Genomic DNA, 16,249 nt, shown 5'->3' on the forward strand with positions numbered 1-16,249 from the left:
TAAGCCCCTCAAGGTCAAATAACCTTCGAGAATAAAAGTGAAAGAGCACACTTTTTTTCTCGAAGAACATTTGCTTGTCGCTGCTCCTGCGGTTACTCGTCGCAAAGCAGAGAAGTAACCCGAAGAAGTTCCTTGGCTACCCAGGGCGCTTGCGCTTTTTTCCTAATGAACTTCTTTATCGACATATCTTCCGAAGTCAGGTTTAGCGACTTCATCAAAGTGATCGGTTAACGTTATTAAGCTAGTTTGTAGTAATTCGCCAGCCATCGGAAGACCATGACCTGTTACAGCAGTGGCAGGTCTTAATTCGGCCAATTTTCTCACTGATTCTCTGGCAGCAGTCCAATCAGTTGTAAAATACCTTGGGGGTCCGCTCATTTCTAATTTTTGTGTGACGACTTTATAGAGAGAATCTTGTCTAACGGTTACAAATGCATCTCCGACAATAAGAAGGCGGTCCTCCTCTCGAAATAGAGAAATGTGACCGGGGGTATGTCCTGGTGTGTGGTGCCATTTCCAGCTAGGCATTCCAGGTACTGATCCATCCGAAGGAAGTTTTTCAACATATTTTCCAATGTTGATCGCTTCATTTGGAAACATTGCTGAAATTTTTGCTACCATTCCTCCTTCTACAGAAGGATCAGGCTCGGGATAATCTGTCTTACCAGTTAAATAAGGAATTTCTAACTCGTGAGCATACACAGGTACATTCCAATGCTCAATTAATTCTAAAATAGCACCAACATGATCAAAATGACCGTGAGTTAGAATAATTGCTTTTGGACGACTTTCTACTCCATAGTGCTCCTCAGTCAATTCAATAATTTCCTCGGCAGAATGAGGCATTCCAGCATCGATTAGCACCCATTCTTCCTTCGTCCCAACTAAACAAACATTTACAATTTGGATCGTATGGCAAAGAACATCAGGGGCGACAACGTGAGTCACGCCACTGCCTATTGAGGTTGCTGGTATAAACTTATAGTCTTTTCCGTATTCCATCTCTTTTTCCATCATAATATGACCCCTCTTTATATGTAGTGTTCTTAGATTATGATTACACATTAAGAAGGATATTATGATAATGCTAGTAACAAGAGCTATGAATACATATTTTGTGGAAATAAGATATTTAATAAACTGAAAAAAGCACATGTTCAGCTGGTAATTGGTTTACCTACTGAACATGTGCTTTTTATTGAATAATTAAACAAAAATAATAATTAAGTGAATGACTAATGAAACTAAGAATGTGACCGCTATCCAGCGATGCACTTGTCTACTTAAAAACGGTGTCATCATAAGTCCGATTCCATCGATAGCCAAAATCAGAAGTGTAACTAAGGCCACAATTCCAGAGGCAATTAAAACTGAACCGAATGCTCCAAATGTCATATACGCAAAGCCATGAATGAAAGCTAAGCCTAAGCCAACCATACCTGTCATCATATGAAGAGGTTTTACTACTTTAATGGAACTTGAAAGAAATTGCTTCGCGTTGGAACTTAAGTTTAGAGATTGTCTAGTAATGACAAACCACAATAGTCCGTGAAGTGAAGTGACGCTTACTAGGATTACCGAAGCCCAGCCCATCATTGCTCCGTTGACACTCCAGCTAGGACTTGGGATTGGCGATACTAACCAAACTCCAAGTGCAACTAAAATTAATAATGTATAAAGTGCAATACTATTCCCGTATTCATCTGCAAAATTTACAAGTTTCATATATTTTGGAGCCCGAACGTTTCTTTCGTGATAACTCAAATTTGAACACAACCTTTCTTAAATTTACATGCAGTTCAAAGACTTGTATAAGAACCGATCATAGACTTAATTGTTATATGTCTGATGATTGAGATGCTTCCTGATTTATAGGTTTACCTTCTTCTTGATCAACCATAATTTCGTTAACAGAATTCTTAAACTCGCGCAATGTACTTCCTGTAGCTCTCCCGAACTCTGGTAATCTTTTAGGACGCGATAACAATAAACAAAATAAGTCCTGGCATACCAATGTTCGACAACATGTTCAATTTCCTCCTAAAAAGTGATTTTACCCACATTTTACCACTGTTTAGATTTCACAAAGTTGTAACATATTAGTTTACTAAAATTAAAATTGATGGTAATATACATTTGCACCGTGCTCATATTGTTAATTATATAAAACTTTTCACAAATTAGAAACATTTTTGTTTTTTTATGGGCGGAAAGATTATGGAAATTAATTTTTACTTCATTGCCGTTGTGAAAGCGCTTAAAGGTAGTAATAAAATTATTAAACTCAACGGAGGGGAACTATGTTTAATAAAACGTGTCCAGAAGAGTATCCAATTAATTTATATATAAATTCTCGTAATCTGCTAACCATCCAATTAACCGAAGTTCATTTAGAAGATTGGGCAATCGGTTATATGTATGCAGAAGGAATTATTGAATCTCCTGAAGAGGTCAAATCAATCACAATTGACCCCTATCGAGGTAACATACATGTTGATTTAGGTAATAGCATTGATATGGATGTTTTCTTGAAAAAGAAGAAAACAATCACTGCTGGTTGTGGTAAAGGTGCTACTTTTCGATCGATCAAAGAAATGAGTAATTTCAAAAAGGTTCAAGAAGCTAGAAGTATCTCAACTGCTTTTTTAAGGCAGAAGATGCGTGATATGTATAAATTGACTCCTCTATACCATCAAACAGGTGGTATGCATGCGGCTTGTATTATTGATGAACAAGGCGAAATGATTGTTAGAGAAGACATCGGAAGACATAATGCTGTCGATAAAGTAATTGGAGCAGCGTTAAAGAAAGGTCTTACTGGTAAGGAATGCGTCATTATGACAACCGGCCGAATTTCAATGGAAATGTGCTCAAAAGTCGCCCGTTTTGGTATTGGTGTAGCAGCTTCTAGAACGGCTGCAACGAATTTAGCTGTTGCTCTAGCAAAAGAATTGAATGTTGATTTAGTAGGGTACGTTCGTGGCCAGTCTGCTTATGTTTACACTGAAGGAAAGCGCATTCTTAAATTAGTAAATGAGTAAGAGAAGGTTAACCAATTGTTATCAATTCAAATAGAGATCTATTTGGATTTATATAATCCTTAAAATCATTAATAAGGGGGAAAACACATGATTACACGCCGCGATTTTTTGAAGCGTACTGGTGCTGTAACAGCAGGTGCAACGATTGCTGCTGTTGGTGGGATTAATGTAAAACCTGTCCAAGCCCAAGTGACAAAAATTAAGCTTCAGGCGAAAGAAGGAAGACAAGTTCCGAGTGTATGTCCATACTGTTCTGTAGGTTGTGGAATGATCATCACTGAAGCTGAAGGTAAAATTATTAATATTGAGGGTAATCCAGATAGCCCAATTAACTTAGGTTCCCTCTGTCCAAAAGGAGCTGCAGCATACCAGCTAGCAGTAAATGAGGAAAGACCTCAACAAGTCTTGTATCGTGCTCCGTTTGCAACTGAATGGGAAACGAAGCCACTAGATTGGGCAATGGAGCGTATTGCTCAAAAAATGAAAGAAGATCGCGATAATCACTTTATTGAGAAACAAGATGGCAAATTAGTAAATGTTAACCCTGCGTTTGCTTCTCTTGGTGGTTCTACATTAGAAAACGAGTGGAACTATATTCATGCAAAATTAATGCGTGGTCTTGGCGTTGTTAACGTTGAAAACCATGCCCGTATATGACACAGCTCAACAGTACCCGGTCTGGGTGCAGCGTTTGGTCGCGGTGGTGCGACTACCACTCCTCGTGATTTAGCAGAGAGTGATTGTATTGTCATTATGGGTTCTAACTTTGCAGAGAACCATCCGGTAGGTTTCCGTTTCATTCTTCAAGCTCGTGACAAAGGTGCAAAAGTCATTCATGTTGATCCGCGCTTTACTCGAACATCTGCAATGTCATCGGATTATGTACCAATGCGTTCAGGAACGGATATTACGTTCTTAGGTGCGCTAATCAATTACATGCTTCAAAATGAAAAGTACTTCAAAGAATACGTACTTAACTATACAAATGCTTCTTTCATTATCAAAGAAGAGTTTAAGGATACTGAAGATTTAGATGGTATTTTCTCAGGCTTCGATCCAGAGAAAAAATCATATGATAACTCAAGCTGGGCGTATGAGCGTGAGGAATTAGTCGTTCTTGATGGTGAACCTGCGACTCTATCTGATCGTCTTGCGAAAGAAAAGTTACAAGGTAGACCAAAGCGTGATGAGACTCTCCAACATCCAAGAAGTGTTTTCCAAATTATGAAGAAGCACTACGCTAGATATACTCCAGAAATGGTAGAAGATATCTGTGGTACGCCTAAAGAAGATTTCATGATGGTTGCCGAAGCACTTGCTGCTAACTCGAATCCAGAGCGCACAAGTTCATTCTGTTATGCGATGGGTTGGACTCAGCATACGTATGGTGTTCAATGTATCCGTGCTGGAGCAATTCTACAAGGAATTCTTGGGAACATGGGTCGCCCAGGTGGCGGTATTTTAGCACTTCGTGGTCATGCGAACGTACAGGGTGCAACTGACTTATCAACACTTTGGAACTCGTTACCAGGTTACCTAGATATGCCAGCAAAAGCGAGACCGCATGATACGTTAGAGGATTTCTTACGATCAATGCAACGACCAACTGGTTTCTGGCAAAATTATCCTAAATACTTAGTGAGTTTACTTAAAGCGTGGTATGGTGATGCGGCAACAGCTGCAAATGATTTTGGTTATGATGCGCTACCAAAAACGCTTGGTAACCACTCACACTATCGTATGTTTGAAGATGCGTATAACGGAATCATCAAAGGGATGATCGTTATGGGGCAAAACCCAGCTGTTGGTGGTCAAAATGCATCTTTCCACCGTAAAGCATTAGCGAATCTTGACTGGTTAGTTGTGAAAGATCCATTCTTGATTGAAACTGCAACATTCTGGTATGAAGCACCTGAAGTGAAAAATGGTACGGTGAAAGCTGAAGATATCGGAACAGAAGTGTTCTATATGCCTTCAAGTGTATTTGCTGAAACAGAAGGTAGCTTCACAAACACGTCACGTATCCTACAGACGAAAGAAAAGGCCGCTGATCCTCCAGGAGATTGCCGTTCTGATCTATGGTTCACATATGAACTCGGTAAGAGATTAAAAGAGTTATATAAAGATAGTACAGCTAAGCATGACTGGGGTATCAAGAACTTAACTTGGGATTATGAGCCTGATGTAAACCCGCGTTTTAAGATACAAGAACCTAGTGAGCACAAAATCATCAAAGAGATCAATGGTTTTGATGTTGCAACAGGTGCACCATTAGCATCATTCGGATTATTACAAGATGATGGTTCGACTGCATGTGGGTGCTGGATCTACACAGGTGTTCTACCTGAGGAAGATGTAAACCGTGCGGCTAGTCGTCAAGGTGACGATTATGTAGCATTGGATTGGGGCTTTGCATGGCCTGCGAATCGTCGTGTTCTCTATAACCGTGCTTCTGCTAGACCTGATGGGAAACCTTGGTCTGAGCGTAAGAAGTATGTATGGTGGGATGAAGCTGAAAAGAAATGGACTGGATATGATGTTCCTGACTTTGCAGCAACAAAAGCGCCAGATACACCAGCTGTTGTTGGTGCTGTTGGCTTAGCTGCACACAGTGGGGCAGACCCGTTCTTAATGATGGCTGATGGTGTTATCCAATTATTTGCGCCTACTGGGGTAACGGATGGCCCGCTGCCAACACACTACGAGCCACCAGATACACCTGTTTCAGCAAATCAGTTATATCCAAAGTATACTCATAGTCCAACTGCCGTTATATTTGAAAATATTCCGAACAACAAAGTTCATGGTGCAAATAACTCTGAGTATCCATTTGTTATTACAACGTACCGTGTGACAGAGCATCACTTAAGTGGCGCAATGACACGTTGGTTACCATGGCTTGCGGAGTTAATGCCTGAGTTATTCCTAGAGATCAGCCCAGAATTAGCTTCAGAGTTAGGTGTACAAAGCAAGGACTACGTGACAGTTTCCACTGCTCGCGGAACGATTGAAGCGAGAGCTCTAGTTACAAAGCGTATGCGCCCTCTTAAGGTAGAAGGTAAAGTCGTGCACACAGTTGGTATGCCAATTCACTGGGGTTACTCAGGTGTTGCAACAGGATCTGTACCAAACGATTTAAGTGCTATTGTAGCTGATCCTAACGTATATATTCACTCTTCCAAAGCATTTACATGTAATGTGAAAAAAGGAAGATTACCAGGAGGGGTAGCATAAAATGAGCCAAGTCGAAAGCAGTAAAGGTATGTTCATAGATACAACCCTATGTCACGGTTGTAAGGCTTGTGAAGTAGCTTGTAAGCAGTGGAATGAAATTCCTGCTAACCCTGCTCCTTCATTAACAGGAAATAGTTATGATAATACAGGTGGCCTTGATGGTCAAAACTGGCGTCATGTTAAGTTTATTGAGGATATCTCTGACGATAGAAGTGATTCGCGTTGGTTATTCCTTTCTGACTCATGTAAACACTGTACATTAGCAGGTTGTATGTCGGTATGTCCGACAAATGCAATCATTCGTACAGAGTTTGACACAGTGTACATTGATCACGATACTTGTATCGGCTGTAAATACTGTATTACAGGTTGTCCATTTGGTGTTATCGGAATTGGAGATCTTAGTGGGACAGCTGAAAAATGTTCACTATGCTATGATCGCTTACAAGTAGGTCAAGAGCCAGCATGTGCTCAGTCATGTCCAACTGACAGTATTGAGTTTGGAGATGTGACAGACCTAGTAGCAATGGCTAAACAAAGAGAGCAAGTTCTACAAGCAAGTGGAAATTTAAAAGCTAAATTATATGGAGATAAAGACATTTTAGGTGGCTTAAACGTATTCTATTTACTTCAAGATACACCTGAAAAGTATGGACTTCCTAGCAACCCACAAATGCCACAAAAAAATATGCTTGGTGGTTACTGGAGTAGTGTTTTCAGCTTATTCGCTGTTGGCCTAGTATCACTTCTTAGCTTCCGTACGTATCGTGAACGTAAGCTATTAGAAGAAAAAACCACTACAAGTGCGTAATTGGGGGGACTAAAAAATGTATAGCTATGAACTAACGCAGTTAAAAAGTCCAGATTTTCCATTCATCATCATTTTTGACCTTTTTATCGGTGGTATAGCAGCAGGGGCATTCTTAGTCACTGCCCTCCTGCTCGCCTTTGGTGGAAAGATTAATAAAGCTGGATTACATCGTGCGTATTATGTAACGATGGGGTTACTTCCAATTTACGGTCTATTGCTTGTTTTAAAACTTGATAAAAAAGAACGTTTTGTCAATGTTATGTGGCAGTTTAGAGATGGAAACCTTATGATTAATTGGGATTCTCCGATGTCATTAGGGGCGTGGGTATTGAATGTCTTTGGAGTGTTTGCCCTTGTAGGTGTGTTGTATGCGCTAAAGAAGGACAATTTACTACAATTCTCTTGGGCACAAAAGCTCTATGCATTAGCTACTTATTTACATGAAGGAAAGCTTGCAAAAGTATTCCTTTCAGTAGGAGCTTTTTTTGCAGCTTGGTTCTCCATGTACTTAGGAGTCCTTGTAACAACATCGAACCTACCAGCGTGGAATGCAACGCCGTTAATCCCAACCCTATGGATTATCAGTGCGGTAGTCACCGGTGTATCTGTTGTCATTTTATTGCTTTTATTTACAAACCGTGGCTCACAGTTGGATGAGTCCATCCAACGTTTAGATAACATTGTTAAGTCAGTTATTGTTATGAACATTGCGATGATTATCATCTTTGTGTTCGCGTTAGGTCAGTGGAGTGAAACAGTAACAAGAGATATGTTTGGAGTTCTGTTATGGGGCGGCGTAGTTGTTGTTGGATTATTAGTGCCATTATTGTTAAAACTAAAACCGAATCTCCTTGGAATGCGAAATTCATTAATCTTTTCAAGTGTATTAGTTTTGGTTGGTGGCTTTATCCTACGTTACGTTGTGATGATGGGGCCAATGTCATTTTGGTAAAATAAGGTTTGAAAAACGGGGAGATAGTGAGTCATTAAAATTGGCTTACTTTCTCCTTTCTTATATAATTGGATTAAAAGGAAGAGGGGCGATTATGAGTACAGTAAGAGCGATTAAAAATGTTTGGAATCGTTATATTGATAAGAATAAAGATTATAAAAATGTGTCGAAAGTCCATATTGATTTAGTTGAGCGTCTAGAAAAAATTGAACCGTTAGTAGCTCGTTTAGAGTTAAGTAAAGAGGAAATTGCGTCAAAGCTTCAGCAAGGTATCCCTTACTTAGAAGGTGAAGAAGATAAGGTTGAATTACAATTTGCAATCATGCACTTCCGTGAACTATCGAATTGGACTGGACTAGGCGATTCTCGCTCAATCTTTAAAAAGATGGGTAAAAAGGCAACGGATGCAGAAATTCAACAATTACAACGCGCGTGGCTCCTTGGTGATAGCACAGTGATTGATCAATTTGCCGGTCAGTACAATCTACCGTTAGATGTTTTATTTGTAGTCATACGTTATAGCCTATTACCAACGCTTAACCAATACACGAAAGAGTTTGAAGAGACAAAAGTATTTAACGAAGAAGAATGGATGAAGGACTATTGCCCAGTATGTGGGGACCAGCATGGCCTTGCAGAGTACCGTGGAAGTGAGAGGTTACGTCATTTTAGATGTTTGTCATGTGCGGGAGATTGGACCTATTGGCGCATTGCATGTCCACATTGCGAAAATAAAGATCATAACCAACTAAGTACACTTTTAATCCAAGAAGAAAAAGGATCATTCCAAATCGATGCTTGTGATGCCTGTCACGGCTATGTAAAAGGAATTAATAAACTAGATCCATCTAGTCCAATGTTTCTTCTATTAGATGATTTTGCAACCTTCCATTTAGATTTATTAGCTAAAGAAAAGGGATACCACCGTCAAGGGTCCCAGACAACGTTACAGTAACTGTATAAGGGGAGGAGAACAATCCTATGAATGCAGGACTTATTTTATTATCAGGCGGAAAATCAAGTCGTATGGGCACAAATAAAGCACTACTACCTGTAGAAGGTAAGGCAAATATTGAAAGAATTTTAGACAGTCTTGGTGAAGATTTTACAGATCGTATAATTGTAACGAATAGTCCAGAAGACTACTCGTTACTTGAAGAAAAAGTAAAGTTAATTCCTGATGTCTACCCTGGATTAGGACCGCTATCTGGGATTCACGCTGGATTGCTAGCTTCATCTGCTGAATATAATATTGTCGTTGCTTGCGACATGCCTTTTGTTTCCCAACAGCTAGCGCGGATTTTAGTTGCGAGTAGTCCAGGCTATCAAGCAGTCGTTCCACGTTTTAACGGGATGAGACAGCCACTTTTCGCTGTTTACCATCAATTAATGGTAGAGGAAATTGAACGTTTCTTAAAAGGCAATGATTTTCGTGTCAATAATCTTTGGGATAAAGTCAATATGCTATGGCTTGAGGATGAGGTCCTTAGTTCAATCCCAGAAATCGAGCGAGCTTTTTACAACATGAATAAACCAGAAGAATATAAACAAGTACAAGAGTGGGTAGCAAAAGGGTAAGATTAGTAGTGTAAATAGTCCAAACAGGAGTTGACATTGCGTCAGCTCCTGTTTTTTCTCTAATTAATAGAACTTATTACATAGGGAAAAAGTTTGGTAAAATAATCATCATTTTCTAAAAATAGGTAATTGTGTTCATGCGAAAAGAAATGTCAATAAAATAGCTATTACTATGGTCATGAAAATGTTTTAAAATTCAAAAAACGACTCTTTTTTTAGAAAAACTTGTCATAAAATGGTAGGGATTAGGATCTATTGTAGTAAAAAGTAAAATGATCGTTACGTCGGATAGGCGAAAGTCCCACTATCGAATATGATAAACACATAACAACGAGATCTAACAAACTAGCACTGGATCACGATAAAGGCAAAGCTAATGAAAATTAGTGACGCAAAGCTAAAGGGGCTAAGGTGGACTTCCACTAGGCCAGCCAGTTTCCGAAAGAAATAGGGAGTTTGTTTTTACTATTGCTTGTGCAATTAGTATATACATAGTACACCAGTAATGGTGTTCAACCCCACTTTCGGTATGGTGGGGTTATTTTATTTGACAAAGAGGTGTAGAAAATGGTTATGAGTCTGGTTAACTTGAACAATGGGAAAGTACTAGCAGATCAGCTACTAGTAGCTGATACATTTTCGAGAAGGCTTCGGGGCTTAATGTTTACATCCTCTTTACCATCAAATCGTGCTATGCACATAAAACCCTGCCGATCGGTTCACACATTTTTTATGAACTATGCAATTGATGTTGTGTATCTGGATGCTTATTTTCGAATTGTTGCTATTGATGAAGCGATGGCACCAAGAAGGATAGGGAAATTGTACAGAGATGCCACATCGGTTGTAGAGCTGCCAGCTAGAAAAGCTGCAGACACAGAAACAAAAGTAGGACACTACCTAAAAAAAATCGAAAGAGGAGAGATGTAACATGTTAAACAAATTCAAACAATTAGTAGTTCAAGAAGAAGGACAAGGGATGACGGAGTATGGTTTGATTATCGGGTTAATTGCTCTTGCGGCTATTGTAGGGTTAACTGCATTTGGTAAAGAACTAGACACAATGTTCAATGGTCTAGTACAGAAATTTAAATTTTAAATCTAGAATAGTATATTAAAAGGCTTTACGTGACTAACGTAAGGCCTTTTTAAAAAGTCAAAACTGTCGAATATTATAAATAAGATTAGCTATCTTACTAGTGAGGGATGGAAGTGGCTTGGATAAATCTATTATTATTAATTTTGCTTCTTGTTTGCTTAATCACTGACTTGAAAAATAGAAGAATTTATAACAAAGTCTTGTTCCCAACGCTTGCATTAGCAATTATTATTCATACATTCATTGATGGTTGGGCAGGTCTTAGCACCGCATTCTTAGGTTTTCTTATTGGTTTAGGAATCTTAATAATTCCCTTTTTGCTAGGTGGAATGGGGGCGGGCGATGTGAAACTTTTAGCCGTGATTGGTGCCTTAAAAGGAACGTCGTTTGTCATAGTGACAGCGATTTACATGGCATTAGCTGGTGGAATTATTGCTATAGTGATTATCCTGATGAAAAAAGGAAGCGCAAAAGCACTCTTATATCATTTTTTTGGAAAGAAGTATGGTGTTGATCTTCCATATGAGAAAAGTGCCCTTTCTACAACATTTCCATATGGTATTGCCATTGTTGCAGGTGCTATATTTACACTTTTCAGTCAAGAGAAAATTACTCTTTGGTAAGAGTTAGATGAGGATATAAATTTTTGACCTTACTACTCCCAGTTAAATACTGTTAAGTAGTGGGGGATTTTTGATTTTTAAGGCTATGCAATTTCTAACAAGAGGAGGGTTTGGATGAGATCAGAAGAAGGACAAGCATTAGTGGAATTTGCTCTAGTTTTTATGTTAGTGGCTCTACTCTTTTGTGGAATTATCGATTTTGGTCGGATTTTTCATGCCTACCTTGCCCTTGATCATGCAGGAAGAGAAGCAGCTAGAAGCGCAAGTATAGGTGGGACTGATGAGGAAATTAGGAATACAGCGAAACAGACTTCTAGACACCTCGAAATCAGCGATACAAATATTAATATTCAACCAGTTCCAAGTAACCGTGTTCGTGGTGTATATACAACTGTGACAATTACTTATCATATCGAATTCATCACACCGTTAATCGGAAAATTTTTTCCTGAGAATAGTCTTAAGCTCGAAGCGAAATCCGTAATGAGAGTGGAGTGAGCATATGATGTCATTTATCTTATCATTAATAAAAAAACAAGAAGGAGGTATATTACCTCTTGTTGCTATATCAATGACTGTTTTACTAGGTTTTAGCGCTCTTGTTATTGATGCAGGAACATTATATTTAGAAAAAAGTAAAATTCAAAAGGCGGTTGACGCAGCAGTTTTAGCTGGTGCACAGGAATTAGCTGAAGCACAGGAAAGACCAGAAAAGCGAGAAGAAGCGATTAAACAAGCATATAATATTATTGTAGCTAATGGTGTTGATCGAGAAAATGTCGAAATTAATATTAAAGGAACTGAAATCACAGCTTTTGCAAACGTTTCTAAAGAAATGACCTTTGCCCGTATTTTTGGAATAAAGGATACTCCTGTAGTTGCCAATGCTGCAGCGCAAATCTTGCCTATTAGTGCAGTAATAAATTCCTTTACAGCTGAACCATTTGGTATAAATACGGATCGTTACCCAAATTTCATGGATGAAAAACATAATTTAGTTTTAAAGTGGGATAAAGATAACGAAGAGACAGGAAATTTTGGATTGTTAGATTTAGGCTCAGGCACAAATAAGATTACTGAAATGGTTGTTGGTGGTATCTATTCTACTGATCCTGGTAAAAGTGTTGGAAGAATTATGAAAAGAAACTATGAAAAAAAGACGGTTACAATTCCAATCTATCGGCTACTTCCTGAAAATTATGTTTTACAGGAAGGGGACCGTTGCAATAAAACTGGAACAACAGGGAAACGTTGTATCCAAGTGCTAGGTTTTGCAACTGTTTATATAACTAATGTAGTGGAAGTTGCACAACATAAAGCTTCAATTTATGGGGAATTAAAAGAAATTACGCTGCCTAGTGGTAGTATTATGAATGAAAATGCACCGAATTTCGGTACTTATGAGGTCATTTTAACTAAGTAGGTTAAAACTAGAAATATATTAATAACGTAGTCATTGATTTTATATCAAGGTAGGTGTAAGTATTGAGTTCGAAGTCTATTTTTCTGTTAGCAATCATTATGGGTGGTATTACTACGCTCTTATTTAATAATTATCTCAAAAACTCGATATCTTCAACAGCAGCAGTAGTTGCAGATAATACAGTTGATATCATTGTGGCCGCAGAACCGTTGAAAAAAAACGAGCGAATCACTGCTGAAAAACTAGAAGTAACAACTATTCCCGAAAAAGCGTTTCATCCACAAACAATCACCTCAAAAGAAGAATTAGAGGGCTTATTTGTTAATGCAGATATGGAGCAAGGAGAAGCATTTTTCACTCACCGAGTTCAAAGTGAGGAAGAAGAGACTGTATTCATCTCTAGAAAGGTGAAAGAAGGATTTAGGGCAGTTTCAATAGTGGTTAATTACGAACAATCTGTATCAACAATGGTTGAACCAGATGACCTAGTGGATGTCTTTTTTAGTAAAACAGAAAGAAAAGAAGATGAAAATGTGAAAGTTGTTAGCAGGCTCATTTTAGAAAATGTTCGGGTGTTGGCTGTAGGTAGAAAGATGAAGGAGCCATCTTCTCATGAAGATTACGCTGAATATAGTACGGTTACCTTTGAATTGACACCGGGAGATGCAGTAAAATTATTAGATGCACGTGTAGCTGTTGTTGATGAGGGAGCAACTATTCATTTAATGTTAAATAGCCGTATCAATGAAGAAAAAGAAAATAATTAATCTAATAATATATGGGAGGTGACGGAATGTCTGGAAAAGCTTTGCAACAAGGAGAATTAATCGCAGTTTGTAGTGGGAAAGGTGGAGTTGGAAGGACGTTATTATCCGTAAACCTTGCTATAGCCCTAAAGAAAAAAAATCTCAAGGTAAGTATTCTCGACGGTGACTTCCAGTTTGGCGATGTTAATATGGCCATGGATCTTCAAACAGATACAACCATTTATGATCTTGTAAATGATATAGATCAATTAACTGTAACAAACGTAAATGATTATTTAGTAACTCATCAAACTGGGGTTAGGGTTCTTCCAGCACCTAATAGACCAGAATTTGCTGATTTAGTGACACCAGATGTGATTGAAAAGACGATTGAAATACTAATGAAGGAAAACGACTACGTAGTTGTTGATACTGAAGTAGGTTTTCATGAAAAAAGCTTAATGATTATTGAAAAGGCAGATCAAATACTATTAGTTACTAATTAGAAGTTGCAACATTAAAGAATACTAAACTAATGTTAGAAACGTTTGTTACGTTAGGATTACGGGACAAAGTTAAGTTAATAGTAAATAAGTCGACAGTGAAAGGCTTTGTTAAAGTAGAAGATCTTCCGGCTATTTTAGGAACTGATATGCTTTACTATCTGCCAGAAAATGACCAAGTTGCAACGAAGTCTCTCAATCAAGGAATTCCGTTTGTGATGAGTCGAGGTAAAACTGATTTAGCAAAAGCATTGTATAAACTAGCTGAACTACTGATTGAGAAAATAGAAATTAATGAGTTAAGTAACAAGTCAAAGCCGATTTGTTGTGCAAAGTTATTCAGTAAAAAGAAACGTGTCAAAAGGGGGGAGAGAAAATGAGTTTACTAAAAGAATTCAAGCAAAACAACAAACTCACTCGCAGTCAACTACTCATAATGGGCAAACTTTAAAAGACCAGGCAGAACTTGAAGAAAAGGTAAAAAGAAAAATTAACTTACAGACAGAGCATGCAGAACAAGAAAGTAGTGCCGCAGTAGTTAATGAAGTATATGTGAATGAGCCAGAAGCGATTGAACTGGATAAAAAAGTCGATAAAGAGATCGGCAAAAGTTTAGATAAAAATACTGAAAATACCGAAAAACAAAGTTTTATGAAAAGTTTTCGAGAACTGACTGAAAAAACTCAACCTAAGCAAGTTAATTCGTATTCAACAGAGTCTAGCATAAATACTGATCTAGAAGCACAATTAAAAGTCAGCTTCATAAAAAAATTATCACAGAATATAAAACATCGGATATCGATGAAATTGTTTCTAAGTTAAATGACATGGTAACGGAGATTATTGAAGATGAAAAATCACTTCGAGGAAATATCGATTCTAAAAAAGTCGTTTCAGAAATGATCAATGACTTAACTGGATTTGGCCCTATTAATCCACTCTTAAATGATCCGGAAGTGTCAGAAGTGATGGTCAATGGGCCAAACCAAGTATTTGCTGAACGGAAAGGCAAACTCCAACTAACTGATGTTACATTTCGTGATAATGATCATGTTTTACAAGTGATTGAAAAAATTGTTGCACCAATAGGCCGTCGGATTGATGAAAGCAGCCCAATGGTTGACGCGAGATTACCCGATGGTTCCCGTGTAAATGCAATTATTCCTCCCCTAGCTTTAAACGGTCCAACGATTACAATTCGAAAGTTCGCCGAGGATCCCTTTAAAGTTTCGGATTTAGTAGGCTTTGGGACCCTAACTGCTGAGATGGCCATTTTCTTAGATGCTTGTGTAAAATCAAGTCTTAATATATTTGTTAGTGGAGGAACAGGCTCAGGAAAAACAACGACATTAAATGTCTTATCCTCGTTTATACCTGAGGATGAGCGAATCGTTACAATTGAAGATGCCGCAGAATTACAGCTGGGTCAAGAGCATGTCATTTCCTTAGAAACAAGACCTCCTAATATTGAGGGGAAAGGCGCGATAACGATCCGTGACTTGGTTAGAAATTCATTACGGATGAGACCAGATCGAATTGTTATTGGTGAGGTTCGTGGTGCTGAAGCATTAGACATGCTTCAAGCAATGAACACTGGTCATGATGGCTCTCTCGCAACAGGTCACTCTAATAGCCCGAGGGATATGATTTCTCGTTTGGAAACGATGGTTTTACTGGGCGGTGTTGACCTTCCGGTAAGGGCAATCCGTGAACAGATTGCAGGTGCAATTGATTTAATCATTCAACAATCGCGTTTGAAGGATGGTTCACGGAAAATAACCAATATTACTGAGGTTCAAGGATTAGAGGGAGACGTTATTGTTTTGCAAGACATTTTTGTTTTCCAGCAAAGAGGAGTAGATAGCAAAGGTAAAATTATTGGAAAACTTGTTCCTACTGGAGTTCGCCCTAAGTTTTACAGTCGTCTCGAGAATTCTGGCCTGTATATCCCACCAAACGTATTCATTGAAGAGGAGGATGTTTCATAATGGAGCCGATACTATTATTGTTCATCCTTATTTCTTCTAGTTTATTATTTGGAGCAATATTCAAAATGCTCTTTTTCTCTAAAAAAAAGACAAACCAGCGATTGAACCATTATCTTAACTTAGAAAAAAAAGAAGACAGTCTTAATAAAAAGGAATTTAATTTTGCGTTAAGATTACGATTAGCTAATGAAATGCTTAAAAAAAGTTACTTAGAAAAACAAAGAATAAAAATCTTGAACTCTTAATTAAAA

General features: G+C 38.2%; 20 protein-coding genes, 1 pseudogene and 1 riboswitch. Of the genes and pseudogenes, 18 read left to right on the top strand and 3 right to left on the bottom strand.

Annotated elements, in window-relative coordinates; translation table 11 throughout:
* Positions 1 to 162: 162 nt before the first annotated feature.
* The 3 genes from H1D32_RS01260 to H1D32_RS01270 all read right to left on the bottom strand — a co-directional run bounded on the left by H1D32_RS01260 (position 163) and on the right by H1D32_RS01270 (position 2,014).
* Positions 163 to 1,014, bottom strand: a complete 852-nt coding sequence (locus H1D32_RS01260; protein ID WP_261176900.1) for an MBL fold metallo-hydrolase — start codon at positions 1,012 to 1,014, stop codon at positions 163 to 165.
* Between the two features lie 192 nt (positions 1,015 to 1,206).
* Entirely contained in the window at positions 1,207 to 1,764 is a 558-nt protein-coding gene (locus H1D32_RS01265) for a hypothetical protein (RefSeq protein WP_261176379.1), read from the bottom strand.
* 73 nt (positions 1,765 to 1,837) lie between these two features.
* Positions 1,838 to 2,014 (bottom strand): twin-arginine translocase TatA/TatE family subunit, encoded by a 177-nt coding sequence (locus tag H1D32_RS01270; RefSeq protein ID WP_261176380.1) that lies wholly within the window; start codon positions 2,012 to 2,014, stop codon positions 1,838 to 1,840.
* 286 nt (positions 2,015 to 2,300) lie between these two features.
* On the opposite strand from H1D32_RS01270, the gene fdhD reads away from it, so the two are divergent.
* From fdhD to H1D32_RS01360, 18 genes and pseudogenes are all read left to right on the top strand, one after another.
* Complete coding sequence (gene fdhD / locus H1D32_RS01275) at positions 2,301 to 3,041, top strand: formate dehydrogenase accessory sulfurtransferase FdhD (protein ID WP_261176381.1); 741 nt, start codon at positions 2,301 to 2,303, stop codon at positions 3,039 to 3,041.
* Positions 3,042 to 3,128: 87 nt separating this feature from the next.
* Complete coding sequence (locus H1D32_RS25620; RefSeq protein WP_261176382.1) at positions 3,129 to 3,698, top strand: twin-arginine translocation signal domain-containing protein; 570 nt, start codon at positions 3,129 to 3,131, stop codon at positions 3,696 to 3,698.
* A gap of 12 nt (positions 3,699 to 3,710) precedes the next feature.
* Positions 3,711 to 6,275: pseudogene (gene fdnG, locus H1D32_RS01285) on the top strand (formate dehydrogenase-N subunit alpha); the annotation flags it as partial.
* Between the two features lies 1 nt (position 6,276).
* On the top strand, positions 6,277 to 7,086 hold the full coding sequence (locus H1D32_RS01290) for a 4Fe-4S dicluster domain-containing protein (RefSeq protein ID WP_261176384.1): 810 nt from the start codon (positions 6,277 to 6,279) through the stop codon (positions 7,084 to 7,086).
* 16 nt (positions 7,087 to 7,102) lie between these two features.
* Complete coding sequence (gene nrfD, locus H1D32_RS01295) at positions 7,103 to 8,038, top strand: NrfD/PsrC family molybdoenzyme membrane anchor subunit (RefSeq protein WP_261176385.1); 936 nt, start codon at positions 7,103 to 7,105, stop codon at positions 8,036 to 8,038.
* A gap of 94 nt (positions 8,039 to 8,132) precedes the next feature.
* Positions 8,133 to 8,993 (top strand): formate dehydrogenase accessory protein FdhE, encoded by an 861-nt coding sequence (locus H1D32_RS01300; RefSeq protein WP_261176386.1) that lies wholly within the window; start codon positions 8,133 to 8,135, stop codon positions 8,991 to 8,993.
* Positions 8,994 to 9,019: 26 nt separating this feature from the next.
* Positions 9,020 to 9,616 (top strand): molybdenum cofactor guanylyltransferase, encoded by a 597-nt coding sequence (gene mobA, locus H1D32_RS01305; RefSeq protein WP_261176387.1) that lies wholly within the window; start codon positions 9,020 to 9,022, stop codon positions 9,614 to 9,616.
* Between the two features lie 356 nt (positions 9,617 to 9,972).
* Positions 9,973 to 10,059: riboswitch (cyclic di-GMP riboswitch) on the top strand.
* A gap of 124 nt (positions 10,060 to 10,183) precedes the next feature.
* Positions 10,184 to 10,546, top strand: a complete 363-nt coding sequence (locus H1D32_RS01310; RefSeq protein WP_261176388.1) for a DUF192 domain-containing protein — start codon at positions 10,184 to 10,186, stop codon at positions 10,544 to 10,546.
* A 1-nt stretch (position 10,547) separates the two neighbouring features.
* Positions 10,548 to 10,715 (top strand): Flp family type IVb pilin, encoded by a 168-nt coding sequence (locus H1D32_RS01315; RefSeq protein ID WP_261176389.1) that lies wholly within the window; start codon positions 10,548 to 10,550, stop codon positions 10,713 to 10,715.
* Between the two features lie 113 nt (positions 10,716 to 10,828).
* Positions 10,829 to 11,338: an A24 family peptidase gene (locus H1D32_RS01320; protein WP_261176390.1), complete on the top strand. Its 510-nt coding sequence runs from the start codon at positions 10,829 to 10,831 to the stop codon at positions 11,336 to 11,338.
* A gap of 114 nt (positions 11,339 to 11,452) precedes the next feature.
* Positions 11,453 to 11,836 (top strand): TadE/TadG family type IV pilus assembly protein, encoded by a 384-nt coding sequence (locus H1D32_RS01325; protein WP_261176391.1) that lies wholly within the window; start codon positions 11,453 to 11,455, stop codon positions 11,834 to 11,836.
* A gap of 4 nt (positions 11,837 to 11,840) precedes the next feature.
* The gene (locus H1D32_RS01330; protein WP_261176392.1) at positions 11,841 to 12,761 is read left to right on the top strand and encodes a TadE/TadG family type IV pilus assembly protein; all 921 of its coding nucleotides are present in this window, start codon (positions 11,841 to 11,843) and stop codon (positions 12,759 to 12,761) included.
* A gap of 62 nt (positions 12,762 to 12,823) precedes the next feature.
* Positions 12,824 to 13,528: a Flp pilus assembly protein CpaB gene (cpaB, locus tag H1D32_RS01335; protein WP_261176393.1), complete on the top strand. Its 705-nt coding sequence runs from the start codon at positions 12,824 to 12,826 to the stop codon at positions 13,526 to 13,528.
* Between the two features lie 26 nt (positions 13,529 to 13,554).
* Positions 13,555 to 14,013 (top strand): CpaE/TadZ family protein, encoded by a 459-nt coding sequence (locus tag H1D32_RS01340; protein ID WP_261176394.1) that lies wholly within the window; start codon positions 13,555 to 13,557, stop codon positions 14,011 to 14,013.
* A 29-nt stretch (positions 14,014 to 14,042) separates the two neighbouring features.
* On the top strand, positions 14,043 to 14,390 hold the full coding sequence (locus H1D32_RS01345; protein WP_261176395.1) for a CpaE/TadZ family protein: 348 nt from the start codon (positions 14,043 to 14,045) through the stop codon (positions 14,388 to 14,390).
* The gene (locus H1D32_RS01350; RefSeq protein WP_261176396.1) at positions 14,365 to 14,832 is read left to right on the top strand and encodes a hypothetical protein; all 468 of its coding nucleotides are present in this window, start codon (positions 14,365 to 14,367) and stop codon (positions 14,830 to 14,832) included. Before H1D32_RS01345 ends, H1D32_RS01350 begins: the two co-directional genes overlap by 26 nt.
* Complete coding sequence (locus H1D32_RS01355; protein WP_396126136.1) at positions 14,757 to 15,998, top strand: TadA family conjugal transfer-associated ATPase; 1,242 nt, start codon at positions 14,757 to 14,759, stop codon at positions 15,996 to 15,998. The genes H1D32_RS01350 and H1D32_RS01355 overlap by 76 nt, the downstream gene beginning before the upstream one ends.
* Positions 15,998 to 16,243, top strand: coding sequence for a hypothetical protein (locus H1D32_RS01360; RefSeq protein WP_261176398.1), 246 nt, complete (start codon positions 15,998 to 16,000; stop codon positions 16,241 to 16,243). Before H1D32_RS01355 ends, H1D32_RS01360 begins: the two co-directional genes overlap by 1 nt.
* The last annotated feature ends 6 nt before the right edge of the window (positions 16,244 to 16,249 follow it).

It is taken from the genome of Anaerobacillus sp. CMMVII, from assembly GCF_025377685.1.
GTDB lineage: Bacteria > Bacillota > Bacilli > Bacillales > Anaerobacillaceae > Anaerobacillus.